Source organism: Pseudomaricurvus sp. ABR4_320, from assembly GCF_056159445.1.
On sequence record NZ_JBSWVF010000005.1, the window covers coordinates 18,137 to 34,537 of the forward strand.

Consider the following 16,401-nt stretch of genomic DNA (forward strand, 5'->3'; position numbering starts at 1 on the left):
ATCGAGCACTCCAGAAAAAAACACTTACAACTGACTGGTGGTGTGCAGTCGTTTTTCGAAACGACGCTGTAAAAATCCGATAACGGATTCACGCATCCGCCCTAACCAGCGATCCGATGCGGTCGGATTAAAAACAATTTCGGTTCGAGAAAACGACGGACAAAGAACGGCGGTATGAGCGTTTTCACCACACAGTCCACAGCCCAAGCAATCGTTGTCGACGTAGGCGACCGGGTCTGACTTCAACGGATTTGGGTTATCTTTTACGGTTAATGACGGACACCCGGAAAGCCGAATACAGGCGTGGTCCCCCGTGCAGGTATTGGGATCGACGTAAAATCGCTCCCTCACAACCCGCTCACCAGACTTCATTTTCTGTTTGAGAATTGGCTTTTCACGGCGCTGGCGGTTCAGCATACATTCGTTGCGAGCAACAATAACCTTCGGGCCTTTGGCCTTGGTGGTCATGGCCTCTTCTAACGTGGCTTTCATATCACCCACTTTGTAGGTATCCACGGTTTTTACCCAGCTAACCCCTACGCCCTGCACCGCTCGTTCGATGGGATGCTGAGTGGAACGATTGCCAAGCTCCCCCTTGGATGACAGCAAATCCTGGCCACCGGTCGCCGCCGAATAATTGTTGTCGACGATGACAATCACTTCATCGCTGCAATTAAACACGGCATTGCTGATACCACTGGTCAAACCGTTGTGCCAAAAGCCGCCGTCGCCCATCACAGAGATACTGCGCTTGTCCGATTCGACGTTAAACGCGGAACCACCGGCAGCCCCAAGGCCATACCCCATGGTCGAATTACCAATGTTGAACGGCGGCAGAATTGAAAACAGATGGCAACCAATGTCACAGCTCACATGTAACTCACCCAGTTCCTTTTGTACCTGTTTCATGGCGCTGAAGATGGGTCGCTCCGGACAGCCCACGCAAAAACCCGGTGGCCGCCCAGGCACGTCGTCATCCAGAAGTTTTGCGGGGATTAATGCATTACTGGAGGCTTCACGTGCATTTGATGATGGCACCTGAGGGTCAAACATTTCGACCGCTGCGGACTCTGACGACAAGAGCGCAGGTCGCACCGCTTCAACAAACTTGCGGATACCTTCTTGCAGCACACCACCTTGGTATTCACCGTAAGACGGCAACACATCCTTACCGAATATGCGCGTCTGCAAGTCGGCTTTGCGCAGAATTTGACTCAGGGCTTGCTCGATATATTCCGGCTGCCCTTCTTCAATCATGAGGACCGCTTTCTTCCCGGCGCAGAACTCGATGATTTCGTCATCGACATAGGGATAAGTCACGTTCATAACGTACATGGGGAAAACACAGTTGCCGAAGCTGTCGGCCAGTCCCAGGGTACACAGCGCACGTATCACCGTGTTGTAGAGCCCACCTTGTAAAATCAAGCCAAAGTCGTTCTCTTCACCTTCAAAGAATTCGTTGAGTTTGTTGTCTTTAACAAACTGAATGGCAGCAGGCTTGCGCTTCTCAATTTTCTCTTTCTCATGGAGGAACACTGACGGCGGCAAAACAATACGACTGTAGTCGCGATTGGGCGACTCTTTCGCCTCTCTCACAGACATGACTGGGCGCCGATTGTCCTTAGCGGTAAAGCTGCCGTGCACATGACATGCTCTAACTCTAAGCTGTAACATTACCGGCGTATTGCTGGCTTCTGATAGCTCAAAACCTTGCTCTACCGAGCGCATAATTGACGGTAAGTCCGGTCTTGGATCTAACAGCCACATCTGGGATTTCATGGCAAAGGCATGGGTTCGCTCCTGCATAATGCTCGAACCTTCGCCGTAGTCTTCACCAACAATCACCAAAGCGCCACCGGTTACACCACCCGAGGCCAGATTCGCCAAAGCATCAGAGGCTACGTTTGTCCCCACTGTTGATTTCCAGGCTACCGCTCCCCGTAAGGGATAATTGATCGATGCCGCCAGCATCGCAGCTGCGGTGGCCTCACTGCCGTTGGATTCAAAATGTACGTCCAATTCTTCCAGTACATCCTGCGCATCATTGAGCACATCCATAAGATGGGATATCGGTGACCCCTGATAACCACCAACGTAGGCAACGCCAGACTGCAACAGCGCCTTGGTAACGCCGAGAATACCTTCCACATGAAGGGTTTCGCCGTCGCCTTTGCGCAGTAGCTGGACTTCTTTTTTAAACGATCTCTCTGCCATCAGAGAATCCTCCTGAACACAATAAAAAGGACGGCCGACCGGTCAGTCACCAATCGACGCGCCTAAGAGGAAGTCAGATTATTGTCCCGGTACGAGGGCCAATACTCGAACGGGACTGCCAGAACCATTTTTGATTTTCAGAGGGGGCGCAATGATCACTGCACCCGTCGGAGGCAGTTGATCAAGGTTACACAGGCTGGCAAGCCCGCACTTATTAGCGCCGTGCATTAAATTATGGCAGGGAAACATGGGGTCTTGCGTTGGCGCCTGACCGGCATCGGTACCGACGGTTTCAACACCCACGCCGATGATGTTTCGCTCTTCGGCAAGAAATTTCACCGTTGCAGGATCCCAACCGGGGGTATGACCGCCATCTTCCGACATATTTAGATAGTCGTCGTTAGAGGTTTTTTTCGACCAATCAGTCCGATACAACACCCAGGAACCTTCAGTGATTACTCCGTGCTTTTCTTCCCAGGCTTTGATGAAGTTAACACTCATCAAAAAGTCAGGATTGGCCGCGGCTTCTGCTGCGGCATCAATCACGAATGCCGGAGCGACGAAGCGGTCGGTTGGTAAGGTATGAGTTGCGTTGTTCTCGAAGTCTTTTCCGGTGACCCAATGGATGGGGGCATCAAAATGCGTACCTGTGTGCTCGCCACATTTAAAATTGTTCCAGTACCAGAAAGGGCCCTTATCATCGTAACGAGACACTTCCTCCATGCTAAACGGCCAGGATTCTCCCCACCCCATTTCCGGAGGTAACTGCAAAATTGGCGTGGAGTCTTCAAGGGTACGGGTAAGATCGACAATACGAATATTACCGTTAACGAGCGCTAGAGCGAGATCACCCAGCAGATTTTGCGCGGACATACGCGTCTCCTATAACAAATGGACAGACCAAGTCGGCAATCTCTGAGCGGTACGTGTCAGCATCCCTTTTACCCGCGCATCACAAAAGTGATGTTTGAAACTACCGAAAGACCGCTTCCCCCCGGTATTAGGCACAGTCTTCCGGTAGCAACCGGTTGGATTCGCTGGATCTGATCTTTGTCAGACCTTCACGTCCTTTCGCTTTCTGGCAGCCAGCCAGCAAAGCGTTCTCGCAGCTCAAGGGGAAAACCTCGGCTGCGAATTTCTGTAGTATGTGTCGCGACATAGACTAAGGATATGTTCGCGTTAAGCAGAACTGTCTCACCCTTTTCAGCAAGCACCTCAATCTGGCAAGAGCTGTTACCTAATTTCAGCAGTTGCAGGTGAAAATCAACAATATCACCCAATCGTGCAGGGGCATGAAAAGCGCACTGCAAGTTCACGGTAGGTAAACCTTCCTGACGCTCGCCATGGATATACCCAAAAGACCAACCAAGCTCGGCTAACCAGTCTTCCACCAGGCCATTGATCATCTCGAAATAGCGAGGATAGAAAACGATACCAGCAGGATCACAGTGAGCGAATCGAATATCCAACTGCCGACTGAATCTATGATCTGCTGTTCCCACGTTTACCTTTCCATTTTCTTCGCCTGATCAATGCCAGCAATGGTTTATAAAGTACTGAATACCTCGACTCCATAACAGGACAGATCACTATCCATTTTTTGCAACCCATGCCATTCAGGCAATGTTGTCAGACGGCAAACCTGGCGCGAATAGCTGCACCAGAGTGCGTTTTTCGCTAACATCAGTCCATATTGACCTGAAGACTGCCCATGGATTTCAAAATCAACGACAATCCGTCAGCCACGATGGCGACAGCCTTCTCCGCCGAGACGGACCTGCCTGACGACGCCTGCCAATTGATGTCAGACTTTATGGTGTCTCACCACCTGTCCGTCGCCAATCCTGACGCCGTCCGCTTCCGCCATTCCGGCATTCAGATGACTGAGGTCAACGTCAGCCAAATTCAATACGGTACGAAGGTGACCATTGACTTGGCGCCCATGCAGGAGCACTACTCAATCAGCTTGCCGATCAGCGGGTATCAAACCCTCACGACGGGCGATCGCGTGGTGCATTCAACCCCCAATCAAGGCCTGATTCTCTGCGCCCACCAACCGGGGCAACTGCTGATGAGTGCCGACTGCCGCAAACGGCTGGTTCGAATCAGCACCGCAGCATTGGAACGCCAATTACAGCGGCTGTTAAATTGTGAATTGGAAGAGCCTGTCTTGTTCGAACCGTCCGTCGACGTTAACAGTGGCCGTATGTCGTCCTGGTGGCGCATGGTCAAAAACCTCGAAAATGAGCAGAAACAACCCGAATCCCTGTTTGCCGAAGGCCCGGTGCTCTCCTCCATAGAAGACATGCTGATCACCGGCTTGCTGTTTGGTCAGCCCCACAATTATTCCCAAGATTTGGAACAGATTACGACGGTTACTGTGCCAGTACCGGTACAGCGCGCGTGCCGTTTTATCCACCGCCACGCTCAAGACCCGATTCGATTTGAAGAAATTATCGCCGCGGCCGGCGTGCCAAAACGCACCCTCTATGATGCCTTTAAGCGCTGCTATGGCGTGCCCCCGATGCGCTATTTGCGAGAAGTGCGCTTGCGAGGCGTACACGGAGAACTGCAAAAAGGCCCCAACGCCGACGACATCACGACAATCGCCTTGCGCTGGGGATTTACCCACTTGGGCCGTTTTACCGCAGACTACAAACAGCGGTTCGGCGAGCTGCCCTCAAAAACGAGAGCCGACGCGTTATCAATCGCAGACGACTAAAGAACATAGTGCGTCCACTTAATTACAACCGACCAGCTTTCAACTCTTTAACCGCATAATCGACCGCTCTCGCAGTCATTGCCATATAGGTTATCGAGGGACTGTGGCAGGTAGAGGACGCCATCGCGGCACCATCGGTGACAAACACATTCGGAACATCGTGACTCTGGTTGAAGCCGTTAAGCGCAGAGGTTTTTGGGTCGCGCCCCATACGCACAGTGCCCATTTCGTGAATCGCCAATCCCGGTTGATAATCCCAATGGACCTCTTGCACGTCATCCAGTTTAACGGCCTTGAGCATATCGACGGCATCGCTGATGATCGCTTTGCTCATCGTCTTCTCGTTCTCGCCCCACTGTACATTGACGCGAACTTGGGGAATTCCCCACTGATCCAATTGGTTACGATCGAGAGTCATGGCGTTGTCGTAATTGGGCAACATTTCACCAAAGCCGATGATCATAAATTTCCAGCTGCCAGCATCGTGTAGCGTCTCTTTAAATGACTCACCGATACCTGCCATGGATTTACCTGCAGACCAACTTGGTCGGGACGCCGCACCTTGATAGCCGAAGCCGCGCACGTAGCTCTCTTCCTGACCTTTCACATTTCGAAAGCGAGGAATGTAAATACTGGTCGGACGCCGCCCGGCGTAGTACTTATCATCGAAGCCCTTCAACGTACCCGATGCGCCACCAATCATCATATGATCCATCAAGTAGTGACCGACAACACCACTGGAGTTGCCCAAGCCTTGCGGAAAATACTCTGATGTAGAATTCAGCAAGATTTGCGCACTACCTAATGTTGAAGCACAGAGGAACACCAGTCTCGCATGATATTCACGCTCTTCTTTCGTCACTCGGTCGACAATGCGAATACCTTTTGCCCGCCCGGTTTCAGGATCGTAAATGACTTCTTTGACGATGGCGTCGTGAAGCATTTCGAGATTACCTGTGCGCTTAGCCGCAGGCAGGGTCGCGCTCAGGCTGCTAAAGTAAGCGCCGAAGGAACAACCGCGATTGCATTGATTACGGTATTGACAGCTCCCTCTCCCCAGCTCTAAATGATGAGGTTTGGGTTCGGTAAGATTGGCGGTACGACCACAGATAAGTTTGCGGTCCGTATACGCTTTTTCTAAACGTTGCTTGATTTCTTCTTCTGCGCAATTGAGCGGCATGGGGGGCAGAAAAACACCATCTGGTAGATGCGCAATCCCCTCTTTACTCCCGCTGATCCCGGCAAAATCTTCGACGTGGTCGTACCAGGATTCCAAATCAGCATACCGAAGCGGCCAGTCAGTACCATGACCATCCAGTTTATTTGCCTCGAAATCCAAATCACTCAGGCGATAGCTTTGGCGCCCCCACAAAAGCGATCTGCCACCGGTATGGTAACCGCGAATCCATGAGAAAGGAGAATCCTCAATGTAAGGATGCTCGCGATCATTTACAAAGCGATCACGAACGTATTCGTTGAAACTAAAACAACGGCGCTGTACTTCGTAGTCCGAAGCCAGCAAGTCTTCGTTAACCTGGCCGCGAAACTCCAAATCCCAGGGATTACTGAAATCATGGATATAGCTTTTCCCGTGAACCATTTCTGGTCCGCGCTCCACCACCAAGGTCTTTAGATTGTTCTCAGTCAACTCTTTAGCAGCCCAGCCACCAGACATGCCGGAACCGACGACAATCGCGTCGAAAACGGGTACAGTCACAAACATCTCCTTAATGTCGCCTCACGGTTGGCGACTTATTTTCTAGTGAGTATCTCGACAAGACTCTGCTCAGGTTGCCCAAGCACTACCGATTTCTTCATAGGGAATGCACGGCTCGTATCGACCGGGTACCGCCTCGTAGGACAACTCTTGGGTTGCGCCAATTTCAGACGTGTAATAACCAACGACGACCAGCCCCTTAAATTCGCGATAGAAATCTGCCGGTGGCAGCTTCCCCTCACCAGCAAAGACGTCACTGTCAATTTTCGTCACTAGCGCCGTTTTTTCCCGACGTGAAAGCTCGGAAAATCCTTTTGCTGATTCATCCTTTATCCAAGCAGAAAAAGCGTCTAAGCCAGCAACAAACGAGTCTTTATGGCTCTGAGCAAAACTACGACTTACCAATGCAGAGATATAGTCGGGAACACCCGCCTCAACCGCGCCAGGCGTCTGAGTTGAGGGAAGGATTACGTCACAGAGATCAGAGATGATCTCTCGCTGACTCGAAGAAAAAGCAGAGGTTGACGGTCCGGGTGTGTCGTCTAAAACCGCTGCAACCAACTGTGGGGAAACGGCCGCGGCCCCGACGACGAGTGCGGCATGACGCAGAATTGCGCGTCTAGATATACGATTTGGAGACATTCGTTTACTGAACACCTTTGTGTAACCACTTAAACAGAGAGTAAGACAGTATTATCCAATCTGCGCAGTCGCTTCAATTTCGATAAGAATTCCTGGCATCGCCAGTGACTGCACGCCAATCAGTGTGTTGGCCGCCGGCAGGGCCTCCCCATAAAAATCGGCAATCGCGCCACAGACGCCCTCAAGATACTCAGGCTTATGATCGACAATATACGTGCGAATACGCACGACATCCGCAGGCGTCGCTCCGGCTTCCGCCAATACAACTTTGAGATTCTCAAGCGCTTGCTTCGCTTGAGCCACAACGTCACCTTCCCCGACCAATTGCATTTCTTTATCCCAGGCGACCTGTCCGGCGAGATGAATTAACTTGCTATCGCTGGAAACCGTCGCATGAGAAAAGCCAAAAGGGACTGCGGCATACATGGATTCTGGATTGAGCGCGTCACGAGCCATAAAACAACCTCTTTAATATCAGAATTGGAAAAACAAATAGGATGAAATGCTATAGATAACGGACAAGCTCCAGTTGATGCCCGAAAGGATCTATAACATACCAGCTGTCAGAATCAGGACAAGGGCCGCCTTCAGAATGAATAGGACCTGCCAATATCTTGCAACCGAGGCTTTCTAAATGTGCCAGAGCAGCCGACATATCAGAAACTTCTATGCAAATATGGCTACTGCCAGTATTGCAATTGGGCGGTACTTCTTTCAACGCGGAACTTGGCAAGTCATACTGAAACAGTTCTACTTTGAGATTATCAAATAGTTGCACCATTCCGATGACAAGACTGGCACCGGGAACATTGACATGGGCTTCGGTCCAATCACGCCCGTCATCCATTTTAGGGATTTCTGCAGCGTTAAATGGCCCCATACGGTAAAGCACTTCCGCACCAAAAGCCTTTTGATAGAACTCGATTGAAGCTTCAATATCAGTCACAGTTAACGAAACGTGATCAGCACTCTTAAACAGGGTTTTCGTATCAACGGCAGTCATCTTTTGTCCTTTCTACGGCAAGGTTATACAAGATTCATAAAGAAAACAGCGGTAACCGCTAGCGGTACAAGAAAGCGCACAAGCAGATACCAGAGTTGGAATAAAAAGGGAGAATTTAGATTGAGCTCTTTTTCAACACGGTCTCGTGTTAGGGCCCAACCTGCGATAACGGCGACGAAGATGCCACCTAACGGCATCATAATGTTCGACACCAGGTAATCGATCAGTTCAAAAACGGTTTTGTCTTGGAACGGCGAAAACGCTGCCAGGGGTTTAAAGTCAGCCCACCAATTAAACGAAAAGACTGTCGCTAATCCGACGACCCACAGCGCCATTGCCGTCCACATCGCCAAATAACGCCGACGGATGGGTGTGACCTCCTCCAACCAGGCGACGACCGCTTCGAGCAGCGTAACCGAAGACGTAAATGCAGCCATGGCGAGCAACAGAAAGAACAGTGGTCCAATGATCGCGCCACCGGGCATTTGACTGAATGCGATAGGAAGCGTGGTAAAGATTAATCCGGGGCCCCCCGCCGGTGACAATCCGTATTGGAACACAATGGGGAAAATCGCTAAGCCCGCTAGTATTGCGACCCCACCATCAGCGGTCGCAATGATCAGTGCGGCACGACTCACCGAAAACTCTTTTTTCATGTACGCACCGACGGTCATCAATACGCCCAGACCAACACCTAAGGAGAAAAACGCTTGACCAACGGCCACAAGAATCACGTTTACATGAAAATCCTCAGCTGAGGGAATAAACATAAATTTAAGCGCCGCCAGAAAATCACCTGCGATTGCCGCATAAATAACCAGCCCGATAAGAATGACAAAAAGCCCAGGTGTTAACCAGCGGAGTACGCGCTCTAATCCGCCTTTGATACCACCAGCAACAACGATTGCGGTCAATACCAGAAACGCTGCCTGGAAAAACATCATTAGGCCAGGACGTGAAAGGAAATCGTTAAAAAAGGCCGCGGATGACTCCGCGGAAAGTTGGTTGAGAGACGGTCCTAACGATTCAGTAAAATAAAAAAGCGTCCAGCCTGCGACAACACAATAGAAACTCAGCGCTAAAAAAACACCCAGTGCTGCCATGAGTCCATACCAACGCCAATGACGACTGATCCCTTCTCGTTCTGCGAGTACCTGCATGGTTCCCACAACACTGCGACCACCAGCGCGACCAATCAATAGCTCTGCGACAAGCGCAGGAATCGAAATCACCACCAGCGCCAAGAGATAAACAGCGATAAATAATCCACCGCCGTTTTCCCCGGCGACATACGTAAATTTCCAAATGTTGGAGATACCGACCGCGCTGCCAATGGCTGCAGCCAGAAACGCAAATTGCGTAGACCATTGACGATTGGCAGGCTGTTGACTCATACAAACTCCGAAATAAATACCCGTAAAAGCGAGAGTGGACTTGCCTAAAATGGCTCGTCCAGGTAACACGCTTAATTAAAGGTTTTCTTTACGCTCAACAGGAAAGTACGAGGCATATTGAAGAGATAGCCATCGGGGTACATACCAGGGATGGTGCGATAGACATCAGTGATGGTGTCATCATCGAACAGATTGTTAACAGTCAGCCAGACTGACCAATCATCGCCATCAACACCACCACGAATATTAGTAAGGCTGTAGCTGTCAAGTTTCATATACAGGTCATTGTCGGGACGATATTCAGTGGCTCTTTCACCGACATACGCAACGTCACCTCCGACAAATCCATACATATCCGTATTGCCGACTGGCCATTCATACCGGCCTGTAACAGAAAACGTGGTTTCCGGCGTGTACGGAATCTGGTCTCCGTCCATTCCCGTGGATGTAATCGGGTTGTCTTCCGCTAATTCCGCCTGGTTAAAGTTGCCGCTAACGCTTAACTGTAACCCCTCCATCGGGAAGAGAGAGACATCGAGTTCTAGTCCCGTAATTTCTGCTTTACCGCCATTGCCCTGGTAGGGAAACGACACCACGCCGTCCGTTGCTTGCTGGGAAATTTGAATGTCAGACCAATCGATATAATAAGCAGATGCGTTGGCCACCATCATGCCATCGAGCAATGTGCTCTTGATACCGAGTTCATAATTGTCGAGGGAATCCGAACCATAGCCCGCAGGAATTGAGACGTTAGCCAGCTGCGCAGATGTCTGGTCGTTTGTTCCACCAGACCGGAAACCTTGAGCCCATTGAAAGTAGGTCATGATATCGTCGGTTAACTGGTAAGAAACATTGACTTTGCCAATAACATCATCTTCGCCGAATTTCAGTGTTGGGCCAACACCACTACCAGTAGTTCCAGCGATACCCTGTATGGAATTTGATGTCTCTTCGATATCGTATTCAAACCAACGCAAACCACCGGTGAGTGTTAGCTTTTCCGTAAGGTCATAACTTAATTCCGCAAAGACTGCATCTTCATCAACTTTGGTATTGACCTTGCGATCCAATGAATAATAGTTGCCGTTTATGACACCATTAGCATCTGTCTGAACGATACTACTACGGAAATCCCGCTCTTCGTTCTGCAAGAAAGCACCCGCCAACAACTGTACTGGGCCATCCCAATCTGAAGAAAAACGGACTTCGTAGGAGTTAACTTCGCGCTGCTTTGGCTGAGTAATAACGCTGCGACCTTCAGTCAGGTAATCCCATCCTAAGTAATTTTGCAAGGCCCAACTGGTATCCCGATTAAAAAGAGTCTCTCGATCGAGACGAGAAGCGGTTGCCGTAAAAGTACCATAATCCGCAGCATACTCTGCGGTCAGGTTATACAGCTTCATATCATCTTCGAAGCCATTATTGGTGAGATCCGCCTGTTCGTTACTGCCCAGTGAATTCCCCAAGTAATCTTGAGTCTGATAAAACGACGGACCATCGGTTTCCGTCTGCTGGTTCATGTACATACCGTACAGAGAAAACTTGTCGGAAGGCGTGAACAAAAAAGAAATCCGCCCGGCGTCAGTTTCTTCGCTATTCACGTCATCTTGAATTTGATTATCAATAAAACCCGGACGGTCTAAGGTATAACCCGCCACGCGCACAGCTAAAACGTCTTCAATTAAGGGCAGATTCCCAGCAGCTTCGACTTCATAGCCAAGATCTGCGCCATCGGTTGAACGCAGCCCCGCTGTCACGTCTAAAGAAGGCCCTTCAAAATCTGGCTTTTTGGTAATGTAGCGAATGGATCCCGATAAAGAACTGGACCCAAACGTTGTACCCTGCGGCCCCTTCAGAACTTCCACCCGATCAATATCGAACAATTTGATGTCCGGTTGGCGGCCGCCACCGTCCTGGGCATTTTCGCCGGTGACAATCACTTCGTCCAAATACAAACCAACCGTTCCAGCCCCAGTGGAGTTAACACCGCGAATAATGTAGCGCTTATCCCCAGGACCCTGATCAAAAACGGCAAGTCCTGGCACCATGCGGAAGAACTCACCGAAATCGGTCGCGCCCATGGATTCCAATTGCTCGCCGCCCAGGGCTTGTACCGCAAAGGGAATATCCTGAATGCCAGCGTCACCGCGCTTGGTCGCCGTAACAACGAGCTCTTCGATTATTGATTGTTCTGCAAGAACATCAAAGGATACGCCCATCGCTGCAGCGGCAATGGCTCCGGATAAAAGTTGGCAATAACGGCCTGTCATTTTCATCAGCACTCCTAGTAAGACATAGCTCCGGCGCTTCTTAGAACACCTGCTATAGATCGATTGGAATCACCGGTAACCCATCCCGCTACCGCCGTTCTAGAAGTCACATTAACAGTCACAAAAATTTCATCAATGACACTGTTTAGCGAATGATTTTGCATTGAAAGCAAAATGCATCGCGATAATGCACACCTTCGGCAAGAGCACTCCTGTAGTGCACAAACACAGTAAAAATAGGGGTTTAATGAGAGAATTTCGTACGAAAAACAAACAAGCGCGCCCTTAAGAGGTCGCACCGGTTCGAAATAAATTGAGAATTTTTACGAAGATTTTTGGTCGCTATTCAGCAGCGTCATTATTGAAATAGGTTTCGCGGGGAATTGACCTCGAAATGGGCCTATCTCTTCTTCGTTGAGCTGCTTTGCTTGAGACAGCTGGTGTGTCAGCAAATAATTGCAATAGCGACCTTGGCACAAGCCCATCCCGACTCGGGAAAGCAATTTAACGGCATTTGCTGAGGCGATCGTACTATTTTCATGGATAACACGCTTAACCTCCTCAACGGTAATACCTTCACACTTGCAGAGGTTGGCTTGGTCGCTGGTAACACGATCGAGCCAGGGGCGAGGATCCGCCAACCGACGCAACAGCGCAGCAAAGCGAGAAAGACTTCTGAGTCTGTGCCGAATAGGACTCGCACGCCGAGCGGCCTGCTGATCGGAGAGATCGCCCAGAGAGCGCAACATTCCCAGCGCCGCTAGGCTGCCCTCTTCCATGGCACTGTCTGCACCCGCGACGCCTGTTGTCTCACCCGCAACGAAAAGGCCGGAAACCGAAGATTCTTGCCAATAATCGTGTTCAACAATCCAGCCACCGGCATCCCCAGCCCACTGGACTTTTGCGCCAGCCTGTCGGGCAAGCTCTGATGACACCAGAAAACTAAAACAAAATCCCAATCGATCCACATCAAACGTCTGTACATTTGAATCAGAATCACAAGCGCCAATCTCTACACTTTCTAATTTGCTGCTCCCTTGGGCTGAGCGAATGGATTTTCCAAAGCCAATCGGCACGCCCTTGCAGCGGACACGCAAAAAGGTTCGCACCATAAACAGGAACTTGCCAGCGTGACGCAATACTGTGATGGGATCTTTTAACGCAGCAAACGCAGCTGTCCATGACTGAGCAAAAAAGACACCCGCCACCTGTCCGCCCTGCTTGAGGATTTGATCCGCAACGACCAATTGCAACGGATGAGTACCCGCAAGGAGAATCCGCTCACCGGGAAGCAACTGCTGCCCTTTTACGAAGGCTTGAATGGCACCCGCTGACATGACGCCCGGTAGATTCCACCCTGAAAACGGCACCGGCATATCGTAACAGCCAGTGCACAGTAAAACGCGCCGAGCATGCTGTTCATGGATGTGCCCTTCTTGTTCCAAGACCACCCGCCAGGTGTTGTTTTCGCTATCGTGTTCATCCTGTGGAAACAGCCCCTGCACACAGGTACGAAACTGCCAGGTTATGCGGCTATCATTTTCCACGCGCTGCAACAGCGCTTTACCCTGTTTATACACCGAATCAGGGAGCCAACTACTCACCTTAAATGACGCCGGTGGTTGCCGAAAAATCTGCCCACCCGCACGAGCTTGCTCATCGACGACGAGCGTACTTAGTCCTGCAATAGCACACTGTTCCGCAGCGGCCATACCCGCAGGTCCAGCGCCAATAATGACAATATCAAACATCAAGGTTCCAGCATGGTTGGTAGCGGGGAGAATTCTTCGCCGACAAAGACCTGTAATCCCTCAGAAACGAGGGTCATACAGGATCGAACCCAGCGGCGATCAGCCCCTTCGGTATCGATTGAATATTCGAAACCAACCAAACATTCAAAGCAGGTTCCCATATTACACAGAGGTGCCCGCTGTTGACCGCGATGATTGGTTTGAAACACGGTTTGCCCTGCCGCCATCAATACGGTTGCCAGGGTTTCACCTTCGTAGGCGGTAACTGGCTGACCATTGATCGTTAACGTGACGGTTACACCACGTTCTACACCCTTCTGAATTCGCTCAGCCATGCTGCCCCATAAACATATTCATATGATCAAATCGCCCCGGAGAATAAGGTTTCAATGCATCGACGGGTATTTCTTCAAGAATTTCCTGACAGAGCAATTGCGCGTATATCGGCCCGTAGGTAAACCCTGATCCACCCGCAGCCACATAGAAGTCCGGCACTTGAGAAACCCGCCCGACCAGAGGCAGCTGGTCCGGCGTCACACCCGTTATCCCGGTCCAGGTTCTCAGCAAATGGAGTCTACCTACTGCAGGCACGACCTCCACTGCGGTAGAGATATTCTGTTTGAGAAGATTCAAATCGATCTGTGCATCCGTTGAGCGCGGCCACTGACCTTCTGTCACCTTCTGACGAGCAGACCAGCCACCACCAATCAGTAGGTTGCCATCGTAAGTCTGCTTGAGAGACAGTTTTCGGCCCGCGTGCTGAATAAGATGCCCCATAAACAGTTGAGCGGGTTCGGTAACGCTCATCATGAGCCCCACCGGAAAGACGGGAAGGTGAACATTCGCCAGAGTACCGATGCGCCCAGCCCAAGCACCACTCGCGTTAATCACTTTGGTCGCGGAAAAAGCCTCTTGACTGTCACCCTTGGCATGAGGGACTGAACTGTGGATTTGCCAGTGATCGTCAACCCGCGTCAAAGCGGCAACGTCCCTCTGCATCAACAGTTCAGCACCGGATTTAGACGCAGCCCGTGCCAGAGCCGGGGTCAACAGCCGCGGATTGCAATGACCTTCATCGCGACACAACAGCGCCGCTTGAACACGTTCGGAAAGATAAGGGGCCAATTCACGGGCTTCATTCCCCGTAAGTAATTCGACGGGTAAACCATAGCGGTTTTCTATCGTCGACTTGCGTTCGAGGCGGGCAATTTCAGCAGGGGTTTCGGCGACCATCAAACCGCCTTTCATCCCCAGACCGACGGACTCACCGAGCTCTTGCTCCAAACCCCGCCACTGTTTAATAGCGGCCAGAGTCAAGGGAATCAGTGCGGGTAGTTGCTCTTGTAACGCGGTTTCGTTTTGAATCAGGCGATATTCGAGCTGAAAATGGAGGGAGCCGGCATTGCGCCCGGAAGCACCGGCATTGATCTGTTCGCGCTCGATGAGGACACAAGAAACGCCCGCTTTAGCGAGATACCAAGCGCAGGCACAACCAATGATGCCGCCACCGATGATGGCGACGTCATAGTGCTTCATTCCGTCAGTTGTCCCACAGCTTGCAGGGATCGACGTACGATCTCCGCACCGGCGATATCCAGAGGCAACAACGGCTTGCGGGGAAACCCACCCGGTAACCCCTGTGCATTCAATGCCTCTTTAAAAATTGCCTGAGCCGAGCCAAATTTTCCGGTGTAATCGGCATTAAACCAGGTCTGCATAATATGGTTGTCCTTACGGGCCAACTCCCTGGCTTTTTCTATGTCTCCATCCCAGATGGCGTTAAAGAAGTCTGGCTGATTATGCCCTAGAACGCCGCCAGCGCCCATCATGCCATCAGCATTTTCTTCTTGCATTAATGCGACACCCAGGTCATTGATCGGAATACCGAAGACTTTTACCTTGTGCTTTAACGTATAAAAAACATTCAAAAAATGCCGCAAATCCGGCGTGGAGTTTTTGATGGCGACCACCTTGTCCAGATCTGCCAATCTGCTAAGTAGATCCAATGACATGTCAACAGAGGTGCCCGGAGGCCAGTTATAAACCACAATTGGCAGATTAACGTTATCACTGACGGTTTTATAAAACTCGTAGATTTCACGCTCAGTTGGCTTCATATACGCAGGGGCAGACAAAAGCACGCCATCAAAACCAAAACTCTCAGCAAGCTCAACGTTGGCAATAACCTCCACCTTGGTAAAGCCGTTACAGCCAGCAATGATGGTACACTTGCCTCGCAACTCACTGCTAACGGTATCAAAAAGTGCGGTTTTTTCTTCCTGACTCATGGTAAACCATTCACCTTGAGTACCCGCGGTAATCACACCGTGCATTTTTTGATCATGAAGCCAACGCACCAATTGCCGCATTCCGTCCGGATCAAACTCACCAGACTCTGAAAATGTGGTCGTGATTGCGGGAATATACCCCCGCCACTGCACGGAATTTCTATCCATAAACAATAATCGCCTTCACTGTTTTTGTTAGCCCCAAATCTTTGAGCGTTAACCTCTGTATCAAACCGTACTGAGTGAATATGTCATCACCCCGGTTCACTGGCATTGGGAAAGCAGTTACCGTAATGTCTAGACTGGGCCAGCTCAATGACAATCAATAGCTAATTATCTTGCATTTGCCGCAAAGTAGTAGCACCGTCAAAATTGCCTTGAACGCAAAATATTTTACTTT

General features: G+C 50.5%; 14 protein-coding genes. 1 reads left to right on the forward strand and 13 read right to left on the reverse strand.

Annotation, left to right across the window (positions count from 1 at the left end; translation table 11 throughout):
• Positions 1-24: 24 nt before the first annotated feature.
• From ACXAFR_RS11605 to ACXAFR_RS11615, 3 genes are all read right to left on the reverse strand, one after another.
• Positions 25-2,214: a thiamine pyrophosphate-dependent enzyme gene (locus ACXAFR_RS11605; protein ID WP_475176936.1), complete on the reverse strand. Its 2,190-nt coding sequence runs from the start codon at positions 2,212-2,214 to the stop codon at positions 25-27.
• Positions 2,215-2,292: 78 nt separating this feature from the next.
• Positions 2,293-3,087 carry a cyclase family protein gene (locus ACXAFR_RS11610; protein ID WP_475176940.1) on the reverse strand — a complete coding sequence of 265 codons (795 nt, stop codon included), beginning with the start codon at positions 3,085-3,087 and terminating at the stop codon, positions 2,293-2,295.
• A 188-nt stretch (positions 3,088-3,275) separates the two neighbouring features.
• The gene (locus ACXAFR_RS11615) at positions 3,276-3,716 is read right to left on the reverse strand and encodes an acyl-CoA thioesterase (RefSeq protein ID WP_475176942.1); all 441 of its coding nucleotides are present in this window, start codon (positions 3,714-3,716) and stop codon (positions 3,276-3,278) included.
• Positions 3,717-3,925: 209 nt separating this feature from the next.
• Between ACXAFR_RS11615 and ACXAFR_RS11620 the strand changes: the two genes are divergently transcribed.
• Complete coding sequence (locus ACXAFR_RS11620; RefSeq protein WP_475176945.1) at positions 3,926-4,936, forward strand: AraC family transcriptional regulator; 1,011 nt, start codon at positions 3,926-3,928, stop codon at positions 4,934-4,936.
• 22 nt (positions 4,937-4,958) lie between these two features.
• Here the strand turns inward: ACXAFR_RS11620 and ACXAFR_RS11625 are convergent, their stop codons facing one another.
• From ACXAFR_RS11625 to ACXAFR_RS11670, 10 genes are all read right to left on the reverse strand, one after another.
• On the reverse strand, positions 4,959-6,659 hold the full coding sequence (locus tag ACXAFR_RS11625) for a GMC oxidoreductase (protein ID WP_475176946.1): 1,701 nt from the start codon (positions 6,657-6,659) through the stop codon (positions 4,959-4,961).
• A 63-nt stretch (positions 6,660-6,722) separates the two neighbouring features.
• Entirely contained in the window at positions 6,723-7,295 is a 573-nt protein-coding gene (locus ACXAFR_RS11630; RefSeq protein WP_475176949.1) for a gluconate 2-dehydrogenase subunit 3 family protein, read from the reverse strand.
• 51 nt (positions 7,296-7,346) lie between these two features.
• Positions 7,347-7,751 carry a RidA family protein gene (locus ACXAFR_RS11635; protein ID WP_475176950.1) on the reverse strand — a complete coding sequence of 135 codons (405 nt, stop codon included), beginning with the start codon at positions 7,749-7,751 and terminating at the stop codon, positions 7,347-7,349.
• Between the two features lie 49 nt (positions 7,752-7,800).
• On the reverse strand, positions 7,801-8,298 hold the full coding sequence (locus ACXAFR_RS11640) for a VOC family protein (protein WP_475176953.1): 498 nt from the start codon (positions 8,296-8,298) through the stop codon (positions 7,801-7,803).
• A gap of 23 nt (positions 8,299-8,321) precedes the next feature.
• Positions 8,322-9,692, reverse strand: coding sequence for a sodium-dependent transporter (locus ACXAFR_RS11645; RefSeq protein ID WP_475176954.1), 1,371 nt, complete (start codon positions 9,690-9,692; stop codon positions 8,322-8,324).
• 71 nt (positions 9,693-9,763) lie between these two features.
• Positions 9,764-11,968 (reverse strand): TonB-dependent receptor, encoded by a 2,205-nt coding sequence (locus ACXAFR_RS11650; RefSeq protein WP_475176956.1) that lies wholly within the window; start codon positions 11,966-11,968, stop codon positions 9,764-9,766.
• Positions 11,969-12,285: 317 nt separating this feature from the next.
• Positions 12,286-13,713, reverse strand: coding sequence for an FAD-dependent oxidoreductase (locus ACXAFR_RS11655; RefSeq protein WP_475176957.1), 1,428 nt, complete (start codon positions 13,711-13,713; stop codon positions 12,286-12,288).
• Complete coding sequence (locus tag ACXAFR_RS11660) at positions 13,713-14,048, reverse strand: (2Fe-2S)-binding protein (RefSeq protein WP_475176960.1); 336 nt, start codon at positions 14,046-14,048, stop codon at positions 13,713-13,715. The genes ACXAFR_RS11655 and ACXAFR_RS11660 overlap by 1 nt, the downstream gene beginning before the upstream one ends.
• The gene (locus tag ACXAFR_RS11665; protein ID WP_475176961.1) at positions 14,041-15,249 is read right to left on the reverse strand and encodes an NAD(P)/FAD-dependent oxidoreductase; all 1,209 of its coding nucleotides are present in this window, start codon (positions 15,247-15,249) and stop codon (positions 14,041-14,043) included. Before ACXAFR_RS11665 ends, ACXAFR_RS11660 begins: the two co-directional genes overlap by 8 nt.
• Positions 15,246-16,169 (reverse strand): dihydrodipicolinate synthase family protein, encoded by a 924-nt coding sequence (locus ACXAFR_RS11670; RefSeq protein WP_475176964.1) that lies wholly within the window; start codon positions 16,167-16,169, stop codon positions 15,246-15,248. The genes ACXAFR_RS11665 and ACXAFR_RS11670 overlap by 4 nt, the downstream gene beginning before the upstream one ends.
• Positions 16,170-16,401 lie beyond the last annotated feature (232 nt).